Source organism: Bacillus sp. 2205SS5-2 (assembly GCF_037024155.1).
Classification (GTDB): Bacteria; Bacillota; Bacilli; order Bacillales; family Bacillaceae_K; genus Bacillus_CI.
The window spans coordinates 6,998-28,620 of record NZ_JAYKTS010000029.1 but is presented as its reverse complement, the minus strand read 5'-3'; the positions used below and the strand labels follow the sequence as shown (position 1 = coordinate 28,620).

Here is a 21,623-nt window from a genome sequence, read left to right as displayed (position 1 = left end):
AACAAAGCTATATTAACGTTTATAGACCGGTGCGAAAAGCAACAAACTTAGCGAAAACAGCTTTGTTAAACAAGAAGTATTATTGAAATCTAACCTATAATGATGCTCATATATTTCATTATTCAGAATTTAATTATTGAATAAAAATAAACAATATGATAAAATGTTTTATATATAGTAGACGATATTAAATCTCGTCTATATTTTTAATAGTTAGGAAGTGATGGATTGTCTGAGGAAGATATGTTTTGGACAGCTTCGATTGAAGATTTAAAAAAAGGGTATGTTACCGTGAGGAATAATGATACATTCCACTGCATTGTTTGCAATGAAATGTATCAAAAGGGCATTATTTATCCCTCAGAGGGAGTGTTATATGAAGCTGAGCTCGCGGTGGAAAATCATGTGAAAAACATGCATGGATCGATGTTTGACTATTTACTAAATATGAATAAAAAGTATACCGGTCTTACAAATTTGCAAAAAGAGTTACTGAGACGATTTAAGGAAGGGTTTTCAGACAAAGAGATTGTGAATGAGCTAGAGGCAGGTAGCACATCGACTATTCGTACACATCGGTTTAAGCTCAAGGAAAAAGAGAAACAAGCAAAAGTATTTCTCGCAATTATGGAGTTATTAGCAAACGATGATACACAAGAGAAGAAGAATCAAGAGGAGCAACTCATTGCGATTCATAAGGGGGCAACTATGGTAGATGAGAGGTATGCTATTACAAACCAGGAAAGAGAAAAAGTACTAAGCACATATTTCAAAGAGGGTCTTGATGGACGCTTAAGTCAGCTTCCCAGTAAAGAGAAGCGAAAAATCGTTATCCTCCAGCACATATTAAAACGGTTTGATTTAAACAAGGAGTATACGGAGAAAGAGGTAAATGAAGTGATCAAAGACACCTTTGATGATTTTGTTACGATTCGTCGTTATTTTATTCAATATGGTTTCATGCAAAGGGATCGAGACTGTAGCAGATATTGGCTTACAAGTTAAATATAGGGAAGGCCAAGGAGCATTCCTTGGTCTTCTATCATTTGAGAGGATGATCTACTAAATTAGGAGGTCAAAATTGATGACAACTGTTGGAAATCTGGGGATGACTCATGATGAAAATTGGCAGAGAAAGTACCAGTTTCTGTTATCTTTGGTTGGAGAGTTAATTAATGAGTTTAAGCCTGATGTAATTTGTGGAGAGGTTCACCCTGACAGTTGGGAGCATTATCTCAGAGGTGGGAAGCATAAAGGAATTTGGGGAGAGACCCAAAACTTATGTTTCCATTATGCGAAGAAAAAATATTAAGTTTGTTCCAGTTAATTGGTTTGAGTTCGATGTTTTTAGAGGGCGATTTGATGAATTTGATGATGAAAAGCAACTAGAATTGGAAGAGGAGTTATCAATTTGGATAAATAGACAATTGGAAACTTGGAATAATAGAGAAGTACCCTTTAACTCCAAAGAATATGACCAGATCACCAAAGAGAAATATAATTGGTTATAGACTGTAAATCCCGAAGTAGAAAACATAAATTGGAATGCTCGTCATTTTATTAAGCTTTTTTATGAAAAAAGGCATATTTAGGTATCGCCAAATTAGGAAGTTTGCTCCAAACATATCGGGTTTATACCATTATTGGGGTTGAAATTACTTTTTATCATGATAGGCGGTGACGGCGTGACGTGAGCGTTGCCATCAAGTTTTTCGTATACTTTGTTGCTATTGGCACTAAGAAAAAACAGGCAGTAATGTTTTTTTGGCGGATTTCTTATTTTTTATCTAAAAATGGATAATTTTTCATTAGGAAAAGAGCACGAAGTCATACAAATCAGGGGATATATTCCTATTCGAAAAGCCACAATCTTTGCGAAAACAGCCTTCTATTTTGACAGCACGAGTGAAAAATGCAATTTCAAAACATAAAAGGATTCTTTGTATTCACGGTGTAGATCATAACTACTGGTATTATGATTCTCAAAAAAATGAGAAGGGTATTCACCTTGTTTATCCTCTACGTTAAAATTACTCCATTTACTTATTAATCCGAACAAGGTTTGTTTAATGCTGAAAAGGTTGATTTTGCAAAAGGAGAAAGGATTCAAATAAAGGTATATGTTCTGATTTTGACAAGGATATACAAAGTGTTTTAGCTAAGAAACATTATTTCGATATGCAAAAACAACATGAATTTCCTTTTTAAATAGGCCGCATAGACTTAGTGAAATAAAGAATTCGGTGATAACATCTGGTTATAAAAAAACAGAATTCTGAGGAACAGCGTGGGTGGATTAATGGAAATCTAACTTAGGAGTTTACCTTTTTAGGCGAAAAGTAGACCATGGGGAACGTCCCCATGGTCTACTTTTCTAAAACAGCACTCTCGACATATTTCTTAGTTGCGGATTGATAATAAGTCGCTTGAACAGAGGAAACAGATAGGATCAACACATTTAATACAATGATTAGATCTTCTTCTAATACTCCTTCAAAACTAGCTAATAGGTTCTGGCATTCCTCTTTAATAAAATGAAGGATCATCTCATTAACCGGTCCTAAAGGAAAGTCCTTTAATCTTGGAAATGAAAGATGATGAATTTTATCAAATACCGATGAATATGCAGCATATAAATCAGTTGGATTAACTATATCATCTGTTGAGTCATCAATATCATTGAAAACAAGGGTTAAGATTTTTCGGATGGATTCAAAATCTAATGTTGCTTTCAGATCTTCGACGATAAACAGCATAGCGGTTTGTTCGATGGTATATTTTTTCCCTAACTGTGGAGAGCCAATTAGTCCCTTCACGTCACGCTTGACCCAGTTTTGCACGGTGCTTTGGGAGAAACTAGTGAATTCCACAAGGTTTCCAAGGGAGACGATTTCATTTAGGGAGAAACCGATTTCTGCTTTAGTGGTTTTAATGATCTTTTTTATGATGGGAGGTATATTTGTTGAAAGGACGGAAGGAAATGTTTGTTCGTTATTTTCTTCGGTTAAATGAGTTGTGGCCCAGACCTCTTCTAACACTATATGAGGAGTGTGGTTCGATCTGTATTTAAGTGATAAAAGCAAGTCGGCCAAATTTTTTCGCGTCAATTTATATGTTTCCACTATCATCATCCCCGTCTAGTTTCTGAGTCTTTCACCATTTCTAATTTTATATTAATGGTTCGTTAAGGTCACGTCAATTCAGCATATAAAATTGAATTAATAGTCTTTATTCTTGATATTTTGATCAATAGTAGGTATAATAGATTCAAATACAGGTTCATATGAACTTGAAATAGGAGTGAGGAGTCAACATGGGCAAGCGGATATTTTATTTTCTATTAACAAACGTGTTAGTATTACTAACGATTAGTCTTATTTTTTCAATTACTGATGCGGGTAACTATATTAATCCTCAAGGCGGAATTGATCTTGGCGCATTGTTAATTTTTAGTGCCATTATTGGTTTTTCAGGATCATTCATTTCCTTAGCTATGTCTCGGTGGATGGCGAAAAAAATGATGGGTGTACGTGTGATTGATCCTAATGGGGCTTTGTCTTATGAGGAGCAGTCAGTAGTGGAGAAAGTTCACCGTTTATCACGAGCAGCTGGTTTAACACATATGCCTGAGGTTGGAATCTACCAGTCTCCGGAAGTGAATGCATTTGCAACAGGTCCTTCGAAGAAGCGTTCTCTAGTGGCCGTTTCACTTGGGTTACTTCGAGAAATGGATGATGATGCAGTTGAAGGGGTAATTGCCCATGAGGTTGCGCATATTGCCAATGGAGATATGGTGACAATGACATTGCTGCAAGGGGTCGTCAATACCTTTGTTGTCTTCCTAGCAAGAATTGCAGCGTGGATTGCTTCACGCTTTGTTAAAGAAGAAATGGCAACAATTGTGCATTTTATTGCGGTCATCGTATTCCAAATCGTTTTCTCAATTTTGGGAAGCTTGGTCGTCTTTGCGTACTCCCGTCACCGTGAGTACCACGCTGACCGAGGTGGGGCAGACTTAGCTGGTAAGGATAAGATGGTTCATGCTTTACAAATGCTAAAAACCTATTCCAATCGGATGAAAGGCGAGGAGCAGGTAGCTATTGCGACATTGAAAATTAATAATAGAAGAAAGTCGTCTATGTTCTCTACACATCCAGATTTAGATGATCGAATTAGTCGTTTAGAAGCAAAATAAAAAAGACCTGTCCCATACGCTACTCAAGTTGCGTGAAAAGGGGCAGGCTTTTTTTGTTGTGTTTCCTATGCTTTTAGAGACAAGGTATCTGAATACGCATTATTGGATTTTTTGTCTTCTCATCCACTGTGTGGCTGCCCATTTATTTCCAGCAATGACGGGTGCTCCACCATGTAAAGTTAGTTCGTTTAAAGCGTGATCCTCATAGAAGTATTCGAAATAAACAGCCATCCCTTTTTGAGGAGATACTGAAAAATTTAGGCTTGGAAAATAAGTTTCTCCACCTTGTTCGACATCATTCAAATACAAAACAAGCGTGCTAATTCGAGGGTTATTCACCTTTTTCTTTGAGGATGAAAAGAAATCAAAATGTGCTTTATACTCTTGCCCAATTTGATAATTTAGAACTTGAAGACCTTCTCCATGTTCAGTCGGAATGCACATGATTTGTGCGAGTCGTTTTTCGATTTTCGTCACGACACCCCCATCATCTTGAGGCAAAAAAATACTACTACTTGTTCTCAACCCATTTACTTCACGCTCAGAGCCGATTTTTGAACGTTTTATGCGATCTTTTGACAATCGAATGAGCTCGTCGCATTCTTCATGACTTAAAACATTTCCTAAAACTACGACAAGTGGTTCTTCCATTTTAGCAATGATGTTAATTTCTTTATCTTCGGTAGTGATTTTATTTCCAATGTGATTAAAAATAGTTAGTTCTTTCATTTTTGCTGTCAATTGTCATCAACCTTATTCGTATTTTGTGAAAATTTAGAAAAAACAAAAGAGAGGTAGGGGAGCAGAAAGAGAGTTTACTCTTTTCAAAAACGCTCAACCTCAATACGTTCTATCTGGATTGGAGTAAGTAGTTACTGGCAAAAAAATGAAGGTAAACATTTACTATGATAAGAGTAGGTTAGCTTCATTTTTTATAACAATCATATCACTCGACCAAAATTAATACTATTCTTATTTTAGTATTTAGTTCTTACTAGACTCTAATTCTATTTATGATAATTGCTTGGCAGATAGGTGTAAGAGTAGGGTGTGAATAAATAGAATTCTCTATTGAGTGGACTCGAAATATGAAGATGATCTTTAAGTGTCTTTCAAAGCCAGAAAGCAATCGATATTTGCAGTATTGACTGCTAAGAATGACTGTTACACATTAATTGACAACTAGGTTTTAACAAACAAGTAAAAAATTGTTTGCATAAACTAACACTGTTAGTTAATATAAAACTAATGGTGTTAGTTTTGAAAGGGGGAAGCGTTTATGCGTTTGTTAAAAGAGGAATTTGTCTACCAGGTATCGTTTATGCCTAATTGGTTTCCTGTGAATTGTTATTTACTAGAAGAAGATGAGAGCCTAACCTTAATTGATGCAGCCTTGCCAAATAGTACAAAGAGTATTATTGAAGCAGCAAAGAAAATAGGTAAGCCAATAAAGCGAATTGTGTTAACTCATGCCCATTTTGATCATGTTGGTGCACTGGATTCGATAAAAAAGTTATTGCCAGCTGTTGAGGTGATGATTTCAGCACGGGATGCCCGTTTACTTGCTGGTGACAGTTCGCTTGATCCAAGTGAACCGTCTACCCCTGTTCGTGGCGGCGTTCCGAAGAATATTTACACAGTACCAACTACTCTTCTTGAGGACGGGGATATGATTGGGTCACTGAAAGTCATTGCCTCACCTGGACACACACCAGGCTCGATATCTTTTTACGATACACGAAGTGGAATTCTCATCGCAGGAGACGCGTTTCAGACGAGAGGTGGTATGGCAGTCTCAGGAAAAGTAAAACCACTCTTTCCATTTCCAGCAATGGCCACTTGGAATAAGGAGATCGCTGTGAACAGCGCAAAAAAACTGGCTTTAATTGAGCCAACTCTCCTCGCGGTCGGTCATGGAAATATGATGAAATCCCCTTTACAATCTATGAAAAAGGCGATTTCTGAAGCAGAAAAAACAATGAAGGTATCATCTTAAAAGGAGTTAGAATATGTCACCACGTATAGGGCTAGAATGGCAAACCATTTTACTCCATGCCATCGAGATAGTCGATCAAAACGGTTTTGAAGCAATCACGCTTTCTTCGCTAGCTAAGAAATTAAACATTCGCTCGCCTTCTTTATATAATCACTTCGATGGATTGAAGGGATTACGAGAAGAGTTGTCTCTTTACGGAATGAACTTATTGTTTGAAGAGCTGTCCCAAGCAGTAAAGGGATATTCAAAGGATGAAGCTGTTCATGCTCTTGGAAAAGCTTACATTGCCTTTTCTAGAAAGCATCCGGGCTTGTACGAAGCGACGATTCAAGCGCCAGATTCTCAAAATAAAGCGGGTCTTATAGCGGCTAACTTAATCGTTCAATTAGTAACAAATGTACTTGAAGACTTAGAACTTAGAGAGGAGCAAACACTTCACATGGTTCGTGGTTTAAGGAGTCTTCTTCACGGTTTTGCCTCCCTTGAACAAAAAGGAGCCTTTGGTCTTCCGCTAGAATTAGATGACAGTTTTCAATTGTTAATTGAAATGTTTCTTGTTGGAGTGAAAAAGGGGCTTTGATGCTACAATCTAAAAAGACTACATGAAGGAATATGAATAGAATTCTGTTTTCCTTGCAGCATTAATACTGCTAAAAGATCAGTATCGGCCATCTTTTCGTCTGTTATTATGATGTATTGACAGCAAATTGAAAGATTCCAGCTAAAATTAGACTAAGAGCCAGAATGTTTACGAAATAAGCCTTAAAACACCAAGTATATGTTCTGTTAGGGAACAACCATTTAGTTTATACTAATACTCAAATCATTTTTTACTAGAAAGGTATATACATATGAGTCAGAAAAAATATCGTGAAGTGGATCTTTATCAACCCATCCAACAACATTTTCAAAAGCAAGACTATGTGGTCAACGGGGAAGTGTGTGATTGTGATGTGACAGCAGTGAAGGATGATGAATTAGTGATTGTGGAGCTAAAGCTTTCCCTAACCATTGATTTATTGCTACAAGCAACGAAAAGACAACGGTTAACAGATCTTGTTTATATTGCGATTCCGAAACCGAAGCGAACTCGCTCAAAACGGTGGAATGATATTTGTCACTTACTCAAAAGATTAGAGCTAGGTTTGATTACAGTAGCCTTGACCGGCAAAAATCCCAAAGTAGAATTTGTCTATCACCCAGAACCATTTAATCGAAAAAAAAGCATGAAACAAAGCAACCGGAAAAGATTAAGCCTCATCAAAGAAATTGAAGGTCGAAGTGTAGATTACAATATTGGTGGGAGCAACAAGATTAAAATAATGACTGCCTATAAAGAAAACTGTATACAAATTGCTTGTTATCTTAAAAATCGTGGACCCTTGTCACCAAGAGTACTAAAAAAAATGAAAACGGGCGAAAAAACTTCATCAATCTTACAAAAAAACTATTATAAATGGTTTGAACGGATTAGTAGAGGTGTCTATCAAATTAGTGATCAAGGAAAAAAAGAGTTAGAAAATTATTCAGAGCTGGTTGAATATTATGAGGGAGTATTGAAGGATGTTGAGCAGCAAAATCAATAGGAAAGTTAATGCTTTTTCAATCGTTTTCTCTGGACTTTGAATGACTCTGGTCCAAATGAATCCTCATATTCAAATAGAACCGTTGGGAATTTGAAATGTCTAAAAACATATAAAACAGAATAAAAATGAAAGAGGGGAGAAAAGAGTGTAAATAGAGTATATTATTGGAATCGGTCTCCAGAAGAATGGATGGAACGAATTATGTGCTTCCAGAAAAAATTGGTTTAATCATTTAGCAGTAGAACCACATATCACGTTGAAAGCACAAAGAGGATTAACTTCAGATGAAAACTGGCTACAAAATGCAGAAAAAATTTGCGCGAAGGTTAAACCTTTTCAACGTTCATCAAATAAACCTATGTATTATTTAGATATTTATTTGAGTAGATGATCTAGAAACGTAGATCATTACCCTAGGTATGAAGAGAATGTTATACAAACGATATCTTATCCCCAAAATAGGGAATTAGGATATTTTGCAAGATCAGATTATCGCAAAGATAAGTAATCTTTCGGGTAGAGTTTTTAGTACCTCTTTTAAAATGAAGCATTGGCTTCCAAAGTGAAAATGTTTCGGATAGCTTACTAGGAGACTAGCTCAGAGATACAACACTCTGAGCTTTTGTTATGCTCTATTTTATTGAGAGATTAATTATCACCCCTTAAATCTCTTCTCACTACCAATCTATTCCCCGCTGTTAAAAGTTATATAGTAAAAAAAGACTATCAGAATCTCCGAAATAATAAAAAATTACAGAAGATACTAAAAAAATGCTATTGTTAACGCTTACATCAAAGATGTCTCCATCCCTATAATGAATATATACTCATAAAAAAAGTTGAGAGGGGTAAGAAGATGAATAAAGGGATGAAAAAAATTGTATTATTGCTAGCTGTTATGTTGTTAACAGCCATATTAGCAGCTTGCAACAGTGGTGGAGAAGAAGTGAATGTGGGAATTGTATTACCGACGAAGGATGAGCCAAGATGGGTGCAAGATGAGCAACGATTTAAGGATGCGCTAAAAGATTCCGATTATACGACGGAGATTTTGTTCAGTCAAGGATCTTCAGCCAAGGAAAAAGAAAATGTGGAGACGTTAATTAGTAAAGGAATTGATGTTCTCATTATTTGTCCTCAAGATGGGGATGCTGCGGCGTCTGCCGTTGAAGCAGCGAAGGATGAGGGAATCAAAGTTATTTCTTATGATCGTCTAATTACAAATACTGATGCAGTTGATTATTATGTGACGTTCGATAGTGTGGCCGTTGGGGAAGCACAAGGACAATACTTAATCGACAACATTAGTGGTTCAGATGTGCCATTGTATTTATACGCAGGTGCGGCTTCTGATAATAATGCTTTCTTATTCTTTGAAGGAGCTTGGAAAGTTCTTCAACCGAAAATTGCCGATGGAACTTTCAAAGTTGCCAATTCTAGCGAGGCAGAGTCGTTAAAAGATACAGCGGAACTTACTCGTGATGAAATGAGTAAAATTCTTGGACAAGTGACAACAAACTGGGATCCAAACGAAGCAAAAAACAAATCACAAACACATTTAACTGCAGCAGGGGATGATCTCAAAGGTGATGTCGCTGTTCTTGCCCCAAATGATGGAACAGCTCGTTCAATTGCAGATGTATTCGGCTCTGATGGAGACATTTCGAATTACCTTATATCCGGTCAAGATGCTGAAAAAGCTTCAATTCAATATGTAATTGATGGAAAGCAATCGATGACGGTATTTAAAGATGTTCGTACATTAGTTAAAGATGCGATGGGTATGGCCATTGCAATTCTAGATGATGGCACTCCTGAAACAACCGGTTCTTATGATAATGGTAGTGTTGAGGTAAAAGCGAAACAAACCGATGTCATTGTCGTAGACCAAGAAAATGTGAAAAATGAACTGATTGAATCTGGTTACTATGAAGCAGACGAATTTACAGGGTTGTAATTTTTAGGTTCAGTTTGGGCGAGACAGTGGTAGAAAGAGCTATCGCCGTCTCGCCATTTTATTAAGGGGGGAGAAGGATGAGTGAGTATATTTTGGAGATGAAACAAATCTCCAAGCATTTCACCAGCGTTAAAGCACTTGACAACGTGAATTTCAAGGTCGAAAAAGGCGAGATTCATTGTTTAATAGGAGAGAATGGAGCAGGTAAATCCACCCTAATGAAAGTACTTAGTGGGGTGTATCCAAATGGAACCTATGAAGGAGATATCCTCTATGATGGCCAAGTGCAAAAGTTTAACAAAATTACTGATAGTGTCAAAGTTGGGATCGCCATTATTTATCAGGAACTAGCATTGTTTCCAGATTTGAGTGTATACGAGAATATTTTTGCAGGCAATGAAGTAAAGCAAGGGGGATTAATCGACTGGAACCAAACGATTGTTGAGGCTAAGAAACTACTAAAAAAAGTAAATTTAGACGTTAATCCGAATACATTAGTGAAAGAATTAGGTGTAGGTAAGCGTCAGTTAGTTGAAATTGCGAAAGCCTTAAGTAAAGACGTCAAACTTCTCATCCTCGATGAACCAACTGCAGCGCTAAACGAGGATGACAGTGAAAATCTATTGGAATTATTATGCGAGCTAAAAAAACAAGGGATAACCTGTATTATGATCTCTCATAAGCTGAAAGAAGTGATTTCGATAGCCGATAAAGCCACAGTACTTCGTGATGGTGAAACCATTTGTACGTTGGATGCATCGCAAAGTGAAATTTCTGAGAAAGTCATCATAAAAAACATGGTAGGCCGTGAAATTAATGATATTTATCCGAAGCGACCAAGTAAGCCAGCAGGTGAAAAAATTCTCGAATTGTATAATTGGTCAGCCTATGATCCTCAGTTAGGGAGAAAAGTCGTAAAGGATGTGAACCTTCACGTTAAAAAAGGAGAAATCGTTGGCATTTCGGGCTTAATGGGATCGGGACGTACTGAACTGGCACTTAGTATTTTTGGAAACGCAAAGTCTTATAAGCTTCAAGGAGATTTAGTTTGGAAAGGTGAATCGACTGTGTTTAAGCATTCTAGTGATGCAATCAAAGCAGGAATCGCCTATGTGACTGAGGACCGGAAAGATGATGGTCTCTTTTTGCTTCAAGATATTAAGAGAAATATATCCGCAGCGAATCTCCAAGGCATTTCTTCCCGGGGAATCATTAATGAAAATGAAGAAATTATCATCGGCGATAAATATAAACATTCTCTTTTCATTAAAGCATCCTCTCTAGAGCAGATAGTCGGCAATTTGAGTGGAGGAAATCAACAAAAAGTATCGTTAGCAAAATGGTTGTTTGTGGGACCGAACCTTCTTATCCTAGATGAACCAACACGTGGAATTGATGTGGGTGCGAAGTTTGAGATTTATTCAGTCATGAACGAGCTGATTAACAAGGGACTAAGTATTATCATGATTTCATCGGAACTAGGTGAAGTACTGGGAATGAGTGACCGGGTGTATGTGATGGCTCAAGGAGAAATCAAGGGTGAGTTATCGAACGAGGAAGCCGATCAAGAAAAAATAATGCAACTGGCGACGCAGTAGGAGGGGAAATTGATGAGTTTTTTTAGTGAAATGAGAGCTTTATTAAAAGAAAATATTCGAGATTATGGAATGTTTATCGCATTATTTGTTATTATCTTAACCTTTTCCATTATGACTAATGGGTTATTTATGTCTTCCCGAAATATTAGTAATCTTTTAGATTCTGCAGGATATATTGCCGTGTTAGCGGTCGGGATGACGCTGGTCATTGTAATCAGACATATCGATTTATCGGTAGGTTATGCTGCTGGTTTCCTCGGGGCCATAGCTGCGATTCTTTTGACTCAGGCTGGATTACATATGTTGATTACGATTCCAATCATTTTGGCATTGGGAATTCTAGTGGGCTTACTAAACGGTGTCCTTGTTGCACAAATCGGCATTCCTTCCTTCGTTGCAACGCTTGCGGGAATGTTAATTTTTAGAGGTGCACTTTTACAAGTAACTGAAAAAACGGGAACAATTATTATTCAAGACGAAACATTTAATGCAATCGGTAACGGATTTATACCATCTATTGTTCAAGTGAACGGTCTGCATTTATTAACTTTACTTGTTGGATTGGTCAGTATTCTCTTTTATATTTATAGTGAGTTTTCTACCCGGAAAAATAAAATAAAGTATGATTTTGAAGTCGTTTCAAAAGGAATTTTCATCCTGAAACTCGTGTTTATTTCTGGGATTATTGCATATTTAACCTGGATTTTAGCTGGCTATAATGGCTTCTCATGGACGGTTATTATTATGCTAGTTGTTGTTATATTTTATCATTTTCTTACGACTAAGACAGTACTCGGGCGTCATATTTACGCTGTAGGTAGTAATCCTGAGGCTGCCCATTTAAGTGGAATGAATGTGAAAAAAATAACCTATATTGTCTTCGGTTCGATGGGAATGTTATCGGCCCTATCCGGTATCCTATTCACAGCCCGTTTGCAGTCTGCTACAACAACTGCCGGAACGTTATTTGAATTAGATGCGATTGCGGCTGCGTATGTTGGGGGAGTTTCAGCTGCTGGTGGTGTTGGAAAAGTAACTGGTGCGATTATTGGTGCGATTGTTATGGCTTCTCTGACGAGTGGAATGAATTTGCTCGGCGTTGGGATTTCCTATCAATACATGATTAGAGGCGGTGTCTTAGCCGGGGCCGTGATATTTGATGTCATGACAAGGAAAAAAAGATAATAAAAAGTGCAATGCGCCCGTCTGGTGACGACAAGCATAAGACAGAGATTGGCCTGAGTCTACTCTTTGCCTCAGTACATGTCCTGGCTTATGACATCGAGCCTTTGTCGCCAAGATCTAGACATTCATCTTGCTCCCATAAGGATAGAATTTCTTCTCTTTTGGCTTTTTTCGAAAGCTTTGTTGCTCCTAGTACAAAGTAAGAACAGATAGTAAGGTTCTTTCGAGAAAGTCCTTACATTTAATTTAGAATTTATAAAAACTTCTCGTTAAGAAAAGAGCCCGAAGTCATAAAACTCAGGGGGTTTTATGACTATTCGAACCACCACACAAATTGCGAAAATAGCGTATTTTTTTAACAAGGCTCTTTTCGAATCCTTTGTTGCTATTGGGACAAAGAAAAAACAGGCAGGAAGGTTTTTTGACTGATTTCTTATTTTTCATCTAAAAATGGAGAGTTTTTCATTTGGAAAAGAGCCTGAAGTCATACAAATCAGAGGATATATTCCTGTTCGAAAAGCCGCAATCTTTGCGCAAACAGCCCTTAACAAAGCTATGTGTTAGCTATTTCTTATTATCTGTGGAGTAATGTCGAAATATGTACGAACAACAGTAACAATAAGAACATCATCAGGGGAACTCATACTTAGTTCCTCTATTTTCTATGGGGTGGGTGGTAAACAGGTCCTCTTTATGAATTTTTTTTAGGAACTTCCATCTCCTCAGTTTGTTTAATGTTATTCCAAACTAATTAAAAATGAAAATATTCCAAAAATCTGAATAAATGATATGATGACTGTAGTCTATAATTAGGGGAGGGGGGATTTCGATTGCGAAAAACAGCGATGATTTTATTAGGTAGCATTCTTTTCACTCTTTTTTATCTAACTTTAGTGTCGGCAAAAGACGTATTCGACAGTAATTCGGAAACTCCTCAGACCTTTGAAGAAAAGGATTCACAGCATCGAATTGTTTTAATTACCCAAGATTTAGATACGCGATTTTGGGACAAGGTTTCCAAAGGGGCTCGAAAGCAAGCCGAGGAGGAAGGCGTGCTCTTGGAGGTCTGGGGTAGCTATGGAAATAACCAAGATGATTTCCTGAAGAAAATAGAAGTGGCCATTCATTCCAAGGTAGACGGGATTATTCTTCAAGGGTTAGACCGAGAGGAATTTAAAGAAATTACTAAAATCAAAGCATCATTTTATGGAGTTCCCATAATTACCATAGCGAATGACGTGCCGATGGAGGAAAGCCTCCGAAAAACGTATGTGGGTTCTAATCAATTTATGGCGGGACAAATGATTGCGAACAAATTGGTGGCGGATATGGGACCATCCGGAAGAGTCATCCTCTTCTATGACAACCAACATGAGTTTTATCAAGAAGAACGATTGAAGGGAATAAAAAAAATAACGAAGGATTACCCCAACATAGAAGTGGTTGAGGCAGAAACAGCCCAAACGAGAGAACAGGTCTTTGCTACGACACAAAATGTGCTCAATCAGGTTCCAGATGCTGCGGCATTTATCGCTGTTAATGCCAATTTAGCTGGACCAATGATCAAAGAAATAAGTAAGCGTTTTCAAGTGAGGCCATTGTACATTTATTCCTTTGACGATGGTCCAGAAACACGATCGCTTCTTATGCAAGGGAAGCTGGACGGAATTATTGAGCAAAACCCAGAGTTGATGGGGAAATGGAGTGTTCAACGACTAATCGAATGGCTAAATGGACAGACTGTTCCACTAGATATGGATGGTTATTTTACAGATATTCAAATAACGGAAGAGATGAACTTCTAATGAATAGTATTCAGCGAAAGATTCTCATGCTTACTACTATTATATTGGTGTTTATGTCGATAATTTGGATAGCGCTCACATATTACAATTATCAAACAAATAAGCAATACCATGGCATTCTTCAACGTTATTTAATCATGAATGAAGTCACTAGTGCCAGTCAGCAAGCGATTACAGACCTAAATAATTTCTTACTTGACCCCTCGGAACGGAAGTTAGAATTCTTAAATGAAAGTATGGACGAGATTAAAAACGCAAAAATAGAGGTGTCCAAGCTTCAAAACGTAGAAAATAATTTTATATTAACAAATTATGTTCATTTAATTGAAAGCTTCATTGAAACAACCGATCGCTTGATGTTGTTTCATAGTGAAAATGAAACAGAAGCGTCACAAAAAGAGTTTGCGGAAGTAACACGTATTTCCAATTATATTTCAGAAATGACCCTCACTTTGTTAGACAAAGAGTTAAAAACCTACGACCCTTTTTACCGGGGTCTAATTGAACAATCTCGGGAAGTCTTGGAGTTTGGATTGTGGTTGACCTTACTCATTATGCTCTTGCTTCTCGTCACTTCCTATTGGTTCTCGTTAAGTATAACTAGGCCAGTATTGAAACTAACAAAAGCGGCAAATCATTTGTCAAAAGGACGATTTGATTTACAAATCAAGGTAGAGACAAATGATGAAATAGCTTTTCTTGCAAAAACATTTGATCGCATGAGACTTAATATTAATGATTTGATTTTTGAAATGAAGCAAAAAGCCTTGTTAGAAAGAGAGTTACAACAGAGTAAAATATTATTACAGGAGAGCCAATTTCTTAGCTTACAAAGTCAAATCAATCCGCATTTTTTATTTAACACGCTCAATACACTTTCCAAAAAGGCGTACCTTGAGGGATCGAAAGAAACGAGTGAATTACTAGTAAGTGTAGCGGGGATTTTGCGGTACAACTTAAAGCAGTTAGACCGATCGGTTACACTCCATGAAGAAGTTGTAGTGTTAAAGCAATATATGGATATTCAGAAAGCAAGGTTCACCGATCGACTTCAAATACATTTTGAAATTGATGAGTCTTGCCAGAATGTTCAGATTCCATGCCTCACATTGCAACCAATTATTGAAAATGCAGTTATTCATGCGGTCGAGCCACAAGTAGACGGAGGCGTTATCTGGTTTCGAGTGATCGATGGCGGACAGGAAACCATCATCGAAATAGAGGACGACGGAGTCGGAATGACAACGGATAAAATTAATCGAATTCTCCAAGAAAAAAGCGTCCAAACAGAGGGACATTCTACAGGAATTGGCTTTCCAAACGTTGTAAAGCGACTGCGACTTTTCTGTGGATATGATGATGTTATTCAAATTATCAGCAAAGAAGGTAGCGGGACAAAAGTGGTGATTAAACTAAAGAAGCAAGGAGTGATGAAGGTTGGTTAAGCTCCTAATCGTAGATGATGAACAAATTGAACGTGAAGGAATGCAAGCAATTCTACAAATGGGCTTTCCAGAGATGATTATAAAGCAAGCAAAAAATGGACACTTGGCGGTAGATATGGCATTAACATACCATCCTGATCTGATATTAATGGATATAAAAATGCCTGGGATGAACGGTTTAGAAGCCATTGAAGTCATTAGTGCGAGGGATTCAACGATTCAATTCATTATGGTTACGGCGTATGATTCCTTTGATTATTTGCGACTTGCTATGAATTTTGGGGTGAAGGACTATGTACTAAAACCAAGTAGACCAAGCGAAATCGTGGAGATTGTTGGGAAAGTAGTGGAGAAAATTAAAGAAGAAAAACAACGTCAGGAAAAAATGAAACTTCAGCAAGAAAAAACGCTAGCCTTGGTCGAAACAGATGTCGTAACTCAACTATTATTCGATCATGTTCATGAAGTTCATGTAGACATGCTCATGGAGATGCTGGATCTTCCTGTGAAAAGTGAAATGTTTGTCCTGCTTGTGGTAATTCCAGTAGGATCAGAAAACATCTATTCTGCAGTTAAAGAAAAAGTAAGTCAAACGAAAAGTGGGTGGGTTGGGGCAGTATATGGAAGTCAGCTCCCAATAATTTTATTCCGAAATCAATCTGAATCATTCCGCTCACAAGCAACTAGGCTTGCAAGAGAGATACTTTCACTAACAAAATCAAAACCAGAAGCGGGCTGGTTTGTTGGAATTGGGAGCGAGTGTCGTTCATTTGAACACATTCGTCAATCCTATCAAGATTCTCTCATGGCGGCCATGGACACAAGCCTTCCAGTGAAATATCATTTCTACTCAGACCTCACTATCACAGGAGACGTGTGTGGTGGACAGCCAATAAAGCAAGAGCTAAAAGAGTTTTCGGAACATATTCGTCTTGGCCAATGGGATCAGGTTCGATTTAATTTGATGAATGTGATTCAATGCTATGAAAAAGAGGGAGCCAATCTTTTAAAAACTCAACAACGAGTGCAGGAAGCTCTCTGGATGGTCTCTCAAGTGATGAATGAGATGGGGGTAGAAATTGCAACGCCACTATACTCCTCACAATTGAAAGATTATCTTCAACTTATCTCTGTTACTGATCGATTACTCAAAGGTATGAAGCAGTCGTTCAATGAACATTATCACCGAGTAGAAGACGATACGATGCATAGGCTAAAGCAATATATTATTAAACATTCACAAGATGATATTTCGCTAGAAGCATTAGGGAACCAAGTGGGGTTAAGCCCAATTTATATTAGTAAAATGTTTAAGGAAAAACTAGGCGTGAACTATATTGATTTTTTAACCGAGTGCAGACTAGAAAAAGCAAAGAAGTTACTCACAGATTCTGAGAAAAGCATTAAAGAAATTACATATGAAGTTGGTTATCACGACCCGAACTATTTTAGTAAAGTATTCAAAAAAATGGTTACGGTTACACCAAAGGAATATCGGAAATCACTCCTTGTAAAAATGGAAGGATAGTCGGTTTGAATACCTTATAGGAAGAGGGGGACTAGATGAGAAGAAAAAGAATCGAATGGCTGTTCATACCCTTTTTGATAGTAATTGGTTCCGTTATTGCTTCTTGTGAACAATTGAATGAGCCCCTCATTCCCATTCAATCACAGGATGAAACGACTCCGGAAGAAAAAATTAAAATAGGATTCTCGATGGACACGTTAGAAGAGGAGCGGTGGCTGAGAGACAGAGACTTGTTCAAAGAGGCAGTGAATCAACTGGGTGCTGAAGTGAAGATTCTGGCAGCGTATGGAGATGATGCTCTCCAACTTACTCAGGCAGAGACCTTAATCAACGACGGGGTGGACCTTCTTGTAATCGTTCCCCATAATGCAGAGGCAACTGCAGCCATTGTTCACAAAGCTCATTTGGCTGGAATAAAAGTTGTTTCTTATGATCGACTGATAAAAAATGCGGATATCGACCTGTATATTTCATTCGATAATGAAAAAGTGGGAGAACTTCAAGCAACAGCGATCACTGACCTCGTCCCCAAAGGAAAATATGTCTATATTGGTGGAGCTGAAACAGATAATAATGCTCATCTGTTTAAAAAAGGGGTTTTTAATGTTCTCCAACCGTTTATAAATAACGGAAATATATCCATCGTCTATGATCAGTGGGCCGAAAACTGGACACCTACGAGCGCTTATCAAAACATGAAAGCCGCTTTACAAGCAAACAATAATCAAATCGACGCTGTTATCGCTGCCAATGATGCCACCGCAGGGGGTGTCATTCAAGCTCTTGAAGAACAAGGACTTTCTGGTAAAATTCCCGTTGCCGGGCAAGATGCTGAACTGACAGCAGTGCAAAGGATTGTTGCCGGTACTCAATCTATGACCGTCTATAAGCCGATTAATACATTGGCAGAGAAAGCAGCAGAGTTAGCAGTGAAGATGGCGAAGGGGGAACACATCAGTACGGAAAGAACAGTAAACAACGGGAAAATCCAAGCCCCTTCTGTGTTGTTGGCACCCATTGCAGTCGATCAATATAATCTTAAGCAAACAATTATTCAGGATGGGTATCATACGTGGGATGAGGTTTATTAACCAATAGTTCTTTCAACTTATTATGTAATGAAATTTAATAGAAGTCATTTGAAAGGCTATTATAGTTAAATTAAATATTTTTCGAAAAAGGATTGAATCCTAACCCATTTACAGGTAGAATAATAAAAAATTCAAATAAATTAAAAGTAAAGATAGGATCAAGTAGTTTTATATCTCACTGTCACAGAGATCTGATGGTTGGTGAAAATCAGAACAAAGATAAGAACGAATTACATCCTTGAACTTTCTTTGTGAACTAAAGTAGCAAAGAACGGCTAAACCGTTATTCTATTAAGTGGAAGAGTAATCTTCAATTAGGGTGGTACCGCGTAAACCACGTCCCTTTTTAGGGGCGTGGTTTTTTATTTTTTTTTAGGAGGAGAATTTATGGATCATGAAAGCAAGCTAACCGATAGTCAAAGAATCGAATTAGAAAGGCAATTTAATTTGTATAAGGTTGGAGTACAAGAAATTATTCCTGAAAAAGAATTGAAAGAAAAAATTGCAAAATCAATAATAAAGAATCAGCCTCTAAAAATAAAATTAGGTGTAGATCCATCAGCTCCAGATGTCCATTTAGGTCACACGGTCGTATTAAATAAACTTAAGCAATTTCAGGATAATGGCCATATCATTCAATTAATCATTGGTGACTTCACAGGGAAAATAGGAGATCCAACTGGGAAGTCTTCAGAAAGAAAGCAATTAACAGACGCAGAAGTTAAACTTAATGCAAAAACCTATTCCGAACAATTTGGTAAGGTGATAGATATGGAAAAAGTAGAGTTATTCTATAATTCCAAATGGCTAACCCCCCTTAACTTTGAAGACATCATCCATCTTGCTTCGAAGATAACCGTCGCTCGATTAATAGAGAGAAACGACTTCTCTAACCGAATTTCTGTAGGTAAACCGATTTCACTGCATGAATTTTTCTACCCCTTAATGCAAGGCTATGACTCTGTTATCTTAGAAAGTGATATAGAAATAGGTGGAACAGATCAGCATTTCAATGTATTAATGGGAAGACATCTTCAAGAACACTATGGAAAAGAAAAGCAAGTTGTTCTGATGTTACCTTTAATAGAAGGTCTTGATGGTGTAGAGAAAATGTCTAAATCTAAGAATAACTATATAGGTGTTGAAGAAGAACCGAGTCAAATGTTTGGAAAAACCATGTCTATTCCAGATGAATTGATAACCAAATACTTTGATCTATTAACCAATTTAACAGTAGAAGAAAAACAAATAATTCATAACGATCTATCAGAAGGAACACTGCACCCAAGAGATGCCAAAATCCACCTCGGTAAAACCATCGTGACCATGTATCATGGAAGTGAGGCAGCAAAAAGAGCCGAAGAAAACTTTAAGGCTGTCTTCCAAAAAGGAGCCATTCCCAATGACATTGCAGTGGTAAAGTGGAGGGGTGGGAATAAAGTGTTAGTGACTGAGTTACTTTTTGAAGTAGGAATGCAAAGTTCAAAAAGTGAAGCAAGAAGGATGATTCAAAATGGTGGAATCAGAATAAATACTGAAAAAGTAACGGATGTGAATTTAACAGTCGATGTTACAGAAGGTATGATTCTTCAAGTTGGAAAAAGAAAATTTATTAAACTGGAAATAGAGAAGAATTAAGTTTCTTTCAATGAACAGGTGCTTTCTATTAGAGAGTTAGTACCTGTTTCGATTTAATGTTTATTACAAATCGATTTAAGAGCTAGAGAAATTTTCTTAGTAGATTATCTCATCCCACCAGAATTTGATTAGTGAATTCCCTTCTTGGAGCTATTTGAATGAAGCTGATGCCAACACATTGAAGGTGTTCAAGGCGTCTTGTTCTTCTTAAATTTTGGATATGCCTTTATAGTACCTGAGGAATTGTTTCTCATGATGGGCTGGTGGATAATGTTGATTGCTCTCTTATTTTCCGACAAATCATATATCATTCTAATCAACAAGAGACTTGACCAACAAATACCTGCCGTTTTTCCTCTTAAAGCCTGCTTTTTCTACACATTCATTGAATCCTATCAAAGTAAAAAGGGAAAATGTACATAAATCCAGAAAGTCGTGCGCAAAGGAGAAGAAGTCGTGCGCAAAAATGGAAAAAGTGGTGCACAAACAGGAGAAAGTCGTGCGAAAAAAAGGAAGATGTGAATAAAGTATAGGAAAAGAGCCTTTTGATAAATGGATTGATTAAAACAAGCTCTTTAATTTTTTTAGGGTAAAAGTCATTAGCATTGCATTAATAAACTCTATATTTGTCAAGACTTTTAGACTAAATAGTTAAATGGATTTTACTGTTAATTATGGTAAATTTAAGTCTTTATGGACATAAAAAAATCCCTTATAATTAGGTTTGGTCGTTCTCATCCAAATCCCTAATTATAAAGGAGATATCCATGGACAAGAATACCACAAAATCCACAATAAGTGAACTAGTAAATGTTTTAGACGAAAAGAAATTTTTACAGATTATTAACGTGCCCGATGTTGATCGTTATGTCAAAAAGTTAACCACCTATAAATTTTTTCAACTCTTTCTTATTGCCCAATTGACTGATTCGAGGAGCTTAAATCGGTTGGAGAAAAAGGCAAAAAATAAGAAAGAACTACAACTTTTTATGGAGTTTGATACCATAAGCGCTTCTCAACTCTCTCGAAAGCAGGGTTGGCCGTCCTGTTACCTGCGACGCACTCCGATCGGTCACAAATGGAGGAACTAATCGAGATCGATCCCGACGCCATTCAATTATTTGACCGAGGGTATAATGACTATAAACAGTATGATCGTCTTTCTAATCATGATGTTCGATTCATCACTCGATTAAAGAAAAATGCTAAGATTGAAGTACTGAATGAACAAGCGCCCGATCCAGAAAATCATATTTTTCAAGATCAAGAAGTCTATCTAGGTGATGATCAAAATGACACGAAGATGAAAAATTCCTTGCGTCTTATTCGAACCAAAGATAGCGAACAAAACGACATCATCCTCCTAACCAACTGCGTCGATTTATCGGCTAAAGAAGTGGGTGACTTGTATCGCTATCGTTGGAGAATAGAGACCTTTTTTAAATGGATGAAACAACATCTGAAAATCAAAACGTTCTATGGAAAGAGTCAAAATGCTGTTTATACTCAAATTTGGATCGCTTTAATTTAATTTCGCTAGGTTTAAACTCATATTTGTCGTAAAACTGAGAAAGGTATCTTGCAAAACTAAAAGTCTAC

The 21,623-nt window shown here is 37.2% G+C and carries 18 protein-coding genes and 1 other annotated feature; of the genes, 16 read left to right on the top strand and 2 right to left on the bottom strand.

Going from position 1 to position 21,623, the window contains the following annotated elements; translation table 11 throughout:
- Nucleotides 1-243 precede the first annotated feature (243 nt).
- Entirely contained in the window at nucleotides 244-1,005 is a 762-nt protein-coding gene (locus tag U8D43_RS16700) for a DUF2087 domain-containing protein (protein WP_442893625.1), read from the top strand.
- Between the two features lie 79 nt (nucleotides 1,006-1,084).
- Complete coding sequence (locus tag U8D43_RS16695) at nucleotides 1,085-1,312, top strand: hypothetical protein (RefSeq protein WP_335872324.1); 228 nt, start codon at nucleotides 1,085-1,087, stop codon at nucleotides 1,310-1,312.
- 1,054 nt (nucleotides 1,313-2,366) lie between these two features.
- Here the strand turns inward: U8D43_RS16695 and U8D43_RS16690 are convergent.
- Complete coding sequence (locus U8D43_RS16690; RefSeq protein ID WP_335872323.1) at nucleotides 2,367-3,122, bottom strand: DUF1836 domain-containing protein; 756 nt, start codon at nucleotides 3,120-3,122, stop codon at nucleotides 2,367-2,369.
- Between the two features lie 191 nt (nucleotides 3,123-3,313).
- On the opposite strand from U8D43_RS16690, the gene htpX reads away from it, so the two are divergent.
- Nucleotides 3,314-4,195 (top strand): protease HtpX, encoded by an 882-nt coding sequence (htpX, locus tag U8D43_RS16685; protein WP_335872322.1) that lies wholly within the window; start codon nucleotides 3,314-3,316, stop codon nucleotides 4,193-4,195.
- 99 nt (nucleotides 4,196-4,294) lie between these two features.
- Here the strand turns inward: htpX and U8D43_RS16680 are convergent, their stop codons facing one another.
- Nucleotides 4,295-4,924, bottom strand: a complete 630-nt coding sequence (locus tag U8D43_RS16680; protein ID WP_335872339.1) for a 2OG-Fe(II) oxygenase — start codon at nucleotides 4,922-4,924, stop codon at nucleotides 4,295-4,297.
- A gap of 550 nt (nucleotides 4,925-5,474) precedes the next feature.
- Here U8D43_RS16680 and U8D43_RS16675 point away from each other — a divergent pair.
- The 13 genes from U8D43_RS16675 (at nucleotide 5,475) to U8D43_RS16615 (ending at nucleotide 21,555) form a co-directional block, all read left to right on the top strand.
- Nucleotides 5,475-6,191, top strand: coding sequence for an MBL fold metallo-hydrolase (locus U8D43_RS16675; RefSeq protein WP_335872321.1), 717 nt, complete (start codon nucleotides 5,475-5,477; stop codon nucleotides 6,189-6,191).
- A 13-nt stretch (nucleotides 6,192-6,204) separates the two neighbouring features.
- Complete coding sequence (locus U8D43_RS16670) at nucleotides 6,205-6,771, top strand: TetR/AcrR family transcriptional regulator (protein ID WP_335872320.1); 567 nt, start codon at nucleotides 6,205-6,207, stop codon at nucleotides 6,769-6,771.
- 271 nt (nucleotides 6,772-7,042) lie between these two features.
- Nucleotides 7,043-7,777: a DUF2161 domain-containing phosphodiesterase gene (locus U8D43_RS16665; RefSeq protein WP_335872319.1), complete on the top strand. Its 735-nt coding sequence runs from the start codon at nucleotides 7,043-7,045 to the stop codon at nucleotides 7,775-7,777.
- Nucleotides 7,778-8,633: 856 nt separating this feature from the next.
- Nucleotides 8,634-9,734, top strand: a complete 1,101-nt coding sequence (locus U8D43_RS16660; RefSeq protein WP_335872318.1) for a substrate-binding domain-containing protein — start codon at nucleotides 8,634-8,636, stop codon at nucleotides 9,732-9,734.
- 77 nt (nucleotides 9,735-9,811) lie between these two features.
- Nucleotides 9,812-11,332 carry an ATP-binding cassette domain-containing protein gene (locus U8D43_RS16655; protein WP_335872316.1) on the top strand — a complete coding sequence of 507 codons (1,521 nt, stop codon included), beginning with the start codon at nucleotides 9,812-9,814 and terminating at the stop codon, nucleotides 11,330-11,332.
- 12 nt (nucleotides 11,333-11,344) lie between these two features.
- The gene (locus tag U8D43_RS16650) at nucleotides 11,345-12,517 is read left to right on the top strand and encodes a sugar ABC transporter permease (RefSeq protein WP_335872315.1); all 1,173 of its coding nucleotides are present in this window, start codon (nucleotides 11,345-11,347) and stop codon (nucleotides 12,515-12,517) included.
- An 830-nt stretch (nucleotides 12,518-13,347) separates the two neighbouring features.
- Nucleotides 13,348-14,322, top strand: coding sequence for a sugar ABC transporter substrate-binding protein (locus U8D43_RS16645; RefSeq protein ID WP_335872314.1), 975 nt, complete (start codon nucleotides 13,348-13,350; stop codon nucleotides 14,320-14,322).
- Complete coding sequence (locus U8D43_RS16640; protein WP_335872313.1) at nucleotides 14,322-15,767, top strand: sensor histidine kinase; 1,446 nt, start codon at nucleotides 14,322-14,324, stop codon at nucleotides 15,765-15,767. Before U8D43_RS16645 ends, U8D43_RS16640 begins: the two co-directional genes overlap by 1 nt.
- Nucleotides 15,760-17,295 (top strand): response regulator transcription factor, encoded by a 1,536-nt coding sequence (locus U8D43_RS16635; protein WP_335872312.1) that lies wholly within the window; start codon nucleotides 15,760-15,762, stop codon nucleotides 17,293-17,295. Before U8D43_RS16640 ends, U8D43_RS16635 begins: the two co-directional genes overlap by 8 nt.
- 35 nt (nucleotides 17,296-17,330) lie before the next feature.
- Nucleotides 17,331-18,386 carry a D-xylose ABC transporter substrate-binding protein gene (gene xylF / locus U8D43_RS16630; protein WP_335872311.1) on the top strand — a complete coding sequence of 352 codons (1,056 nt, stop codon included), beginning with the start codon at nucleotides 17,331-17,333 and terminating at the stop codon, nucleotides 18,384-18,386.
- Between the two features lie 140 nt (nucleotides 18,387-18,526).
- Nucleotides 18,527-18,733, top strand: a binding site (T-box leader).
- A 40-nt stretch (nucleotides 18,734-18,773) separates the two neighbouring features.
- Nucleotides 18,774-20,024 carry a tyrosine--tRNA ligase gene (gene tyrS / locus U8D43_RS16625; protein WP_335872310.1) on the top strand — a complete coding sequence of 417 codons (1,251 nt, stop codon included), beginning with the start codon at nucleotides 18,774-18,776 and terminating at the stop codon, nucleotides 20,022-20,024.
- 767 nt (nucleotides 20,025-20,791) lie between these two features.
- The gene (locus U8D43_RS16620; protein ID WP_335872309.1) at nucleotides 20,792-21,115 is read left to right on the top strand and encodes a DUF4372 domain-containing protein; all 324 of its coding nucleotides are present in this window, start codon (nucleotides 20,792-20,794) and stop codon (nucleotides 21,113-21,115) included.
- On the top strand, nucleotides 21,103-21,555 hold the full coding sequence (locus U8D43_RS16615) for an IS4 family transposase (RefSeq protein ID WP_335872308.1): 453 nt from the start codon (nucleotides 21,103-21,105) through the stop codon (nucleotides 21,553-21,555). The genes U8D43_RS16620 and U8D43_RS16615 overlap by 13 nt, the downstream gene beginning before the upstream one ends.
- The last annotated feature ends 68 nt before the right edge of the window (nucleotides 21,556-21,623 follow it).

Bases quoted from the DNA above. Each gene is read 5' to 3' on its own strand.
- U8D43_RS16620 (WP_335872309.1), top strand. From the start codon at position 20,792: ATGGACAAGAATACCACAAAATCCACAATAAGTGAACTAGTAAATGTT.
- htpX (WP_335872322.1), top strand. From the start codon at position 3,314: ATGGGCAAGCGGATATTTTATTTTCTATTAACAAACGTGTTAGTATTA.
- U8D43_RS16655 (WP_335872316.1), top strand. From the start codon at position 9,812: ATGAGTGAGTATATTTTGGAGATGAAACAAATCTCCAAGCATTTCACC.
- U8D43_RS16695 (WP_335872324.1), top strand. From the start codon at position 1,085: ATGACAACTGTTGGAAATCTGGGGATGACTCATGATGAAAATTGGCAG.
- U8D43_RS16640 (WP_335872313.1), top strand. From the start codon at position 14,322: ATGAATAGTATTCAGCGAAAGATTCTCATGCTTACTACTATTATATTG.
- xylF (WP_335872311.1), top strand. From the start codon at position 17,331: ATGAGAAGAAAAAGAATCGAATGGCTGTTCATACCCTTTTTGATAGTA.
- U8D43_RS16670 (WP_335872320.1), top strand. From the start codon at position 6,205: ATGTCACCACGTATAGGGCTAGAATGGCAAACCATTTTACTCCATGCC.
- U8D43_RS16680 (WP_335872339.1), bottom strand. From the start codon at position 4,924: ATGAAAGAACTAACTATTTTTAATCACATTGGAAATAAAATCACTACC.
- U8D43_RS16665 (WP_335872319.1), top strand. From the start codon at position 7,043: ATGAGTCAGAAAAAATATCGTGAAGTGGATCTTTATCAACCCATCCAA.
- U8D43_RS16615 (WP_335872308.1), top strand. From the start codon at position 21,103: ATGGAGGAACTAATCGAGATCGATCCCGACGCCATTCAATTATTTGAC.
- U8D43_RS16650 (WP_335872315.1), top strand. From the start codon at position 11,345: ATGAGTTTTTTTAGTGAAATGAGAGCTTTATTAAAAGAAAATATTCGA.
- U8D43_RS16675 (WP_335872321.1), top strand. From the start codon at position 5,475: ATGCGTTTGTTAAAAGAGGAATTTGTCTACCAGGTATCGTTTATGCCT.
- U8D43_RS16660 (WP_335872318.1), top strand. From the start codon at position 8,634: ATGAATAAAGGGATGAAAAAAATTGTATTATTGCTAGCTGTTATGTTG.
- tyrS (WP_335872310.1), top strand. From the start codon at position 18,774: ATGGATCATGAAAGCAAGCTAACCGATAGTCAAAGAATCGAATTAGAA.
- U8D43_RS16700 (WP_442893625.1), top strand. From the start codon at position 244: ATGTTTTGGACAGCTTCGATTGAAGATTTAAAAAAAGGGTATGTTACC.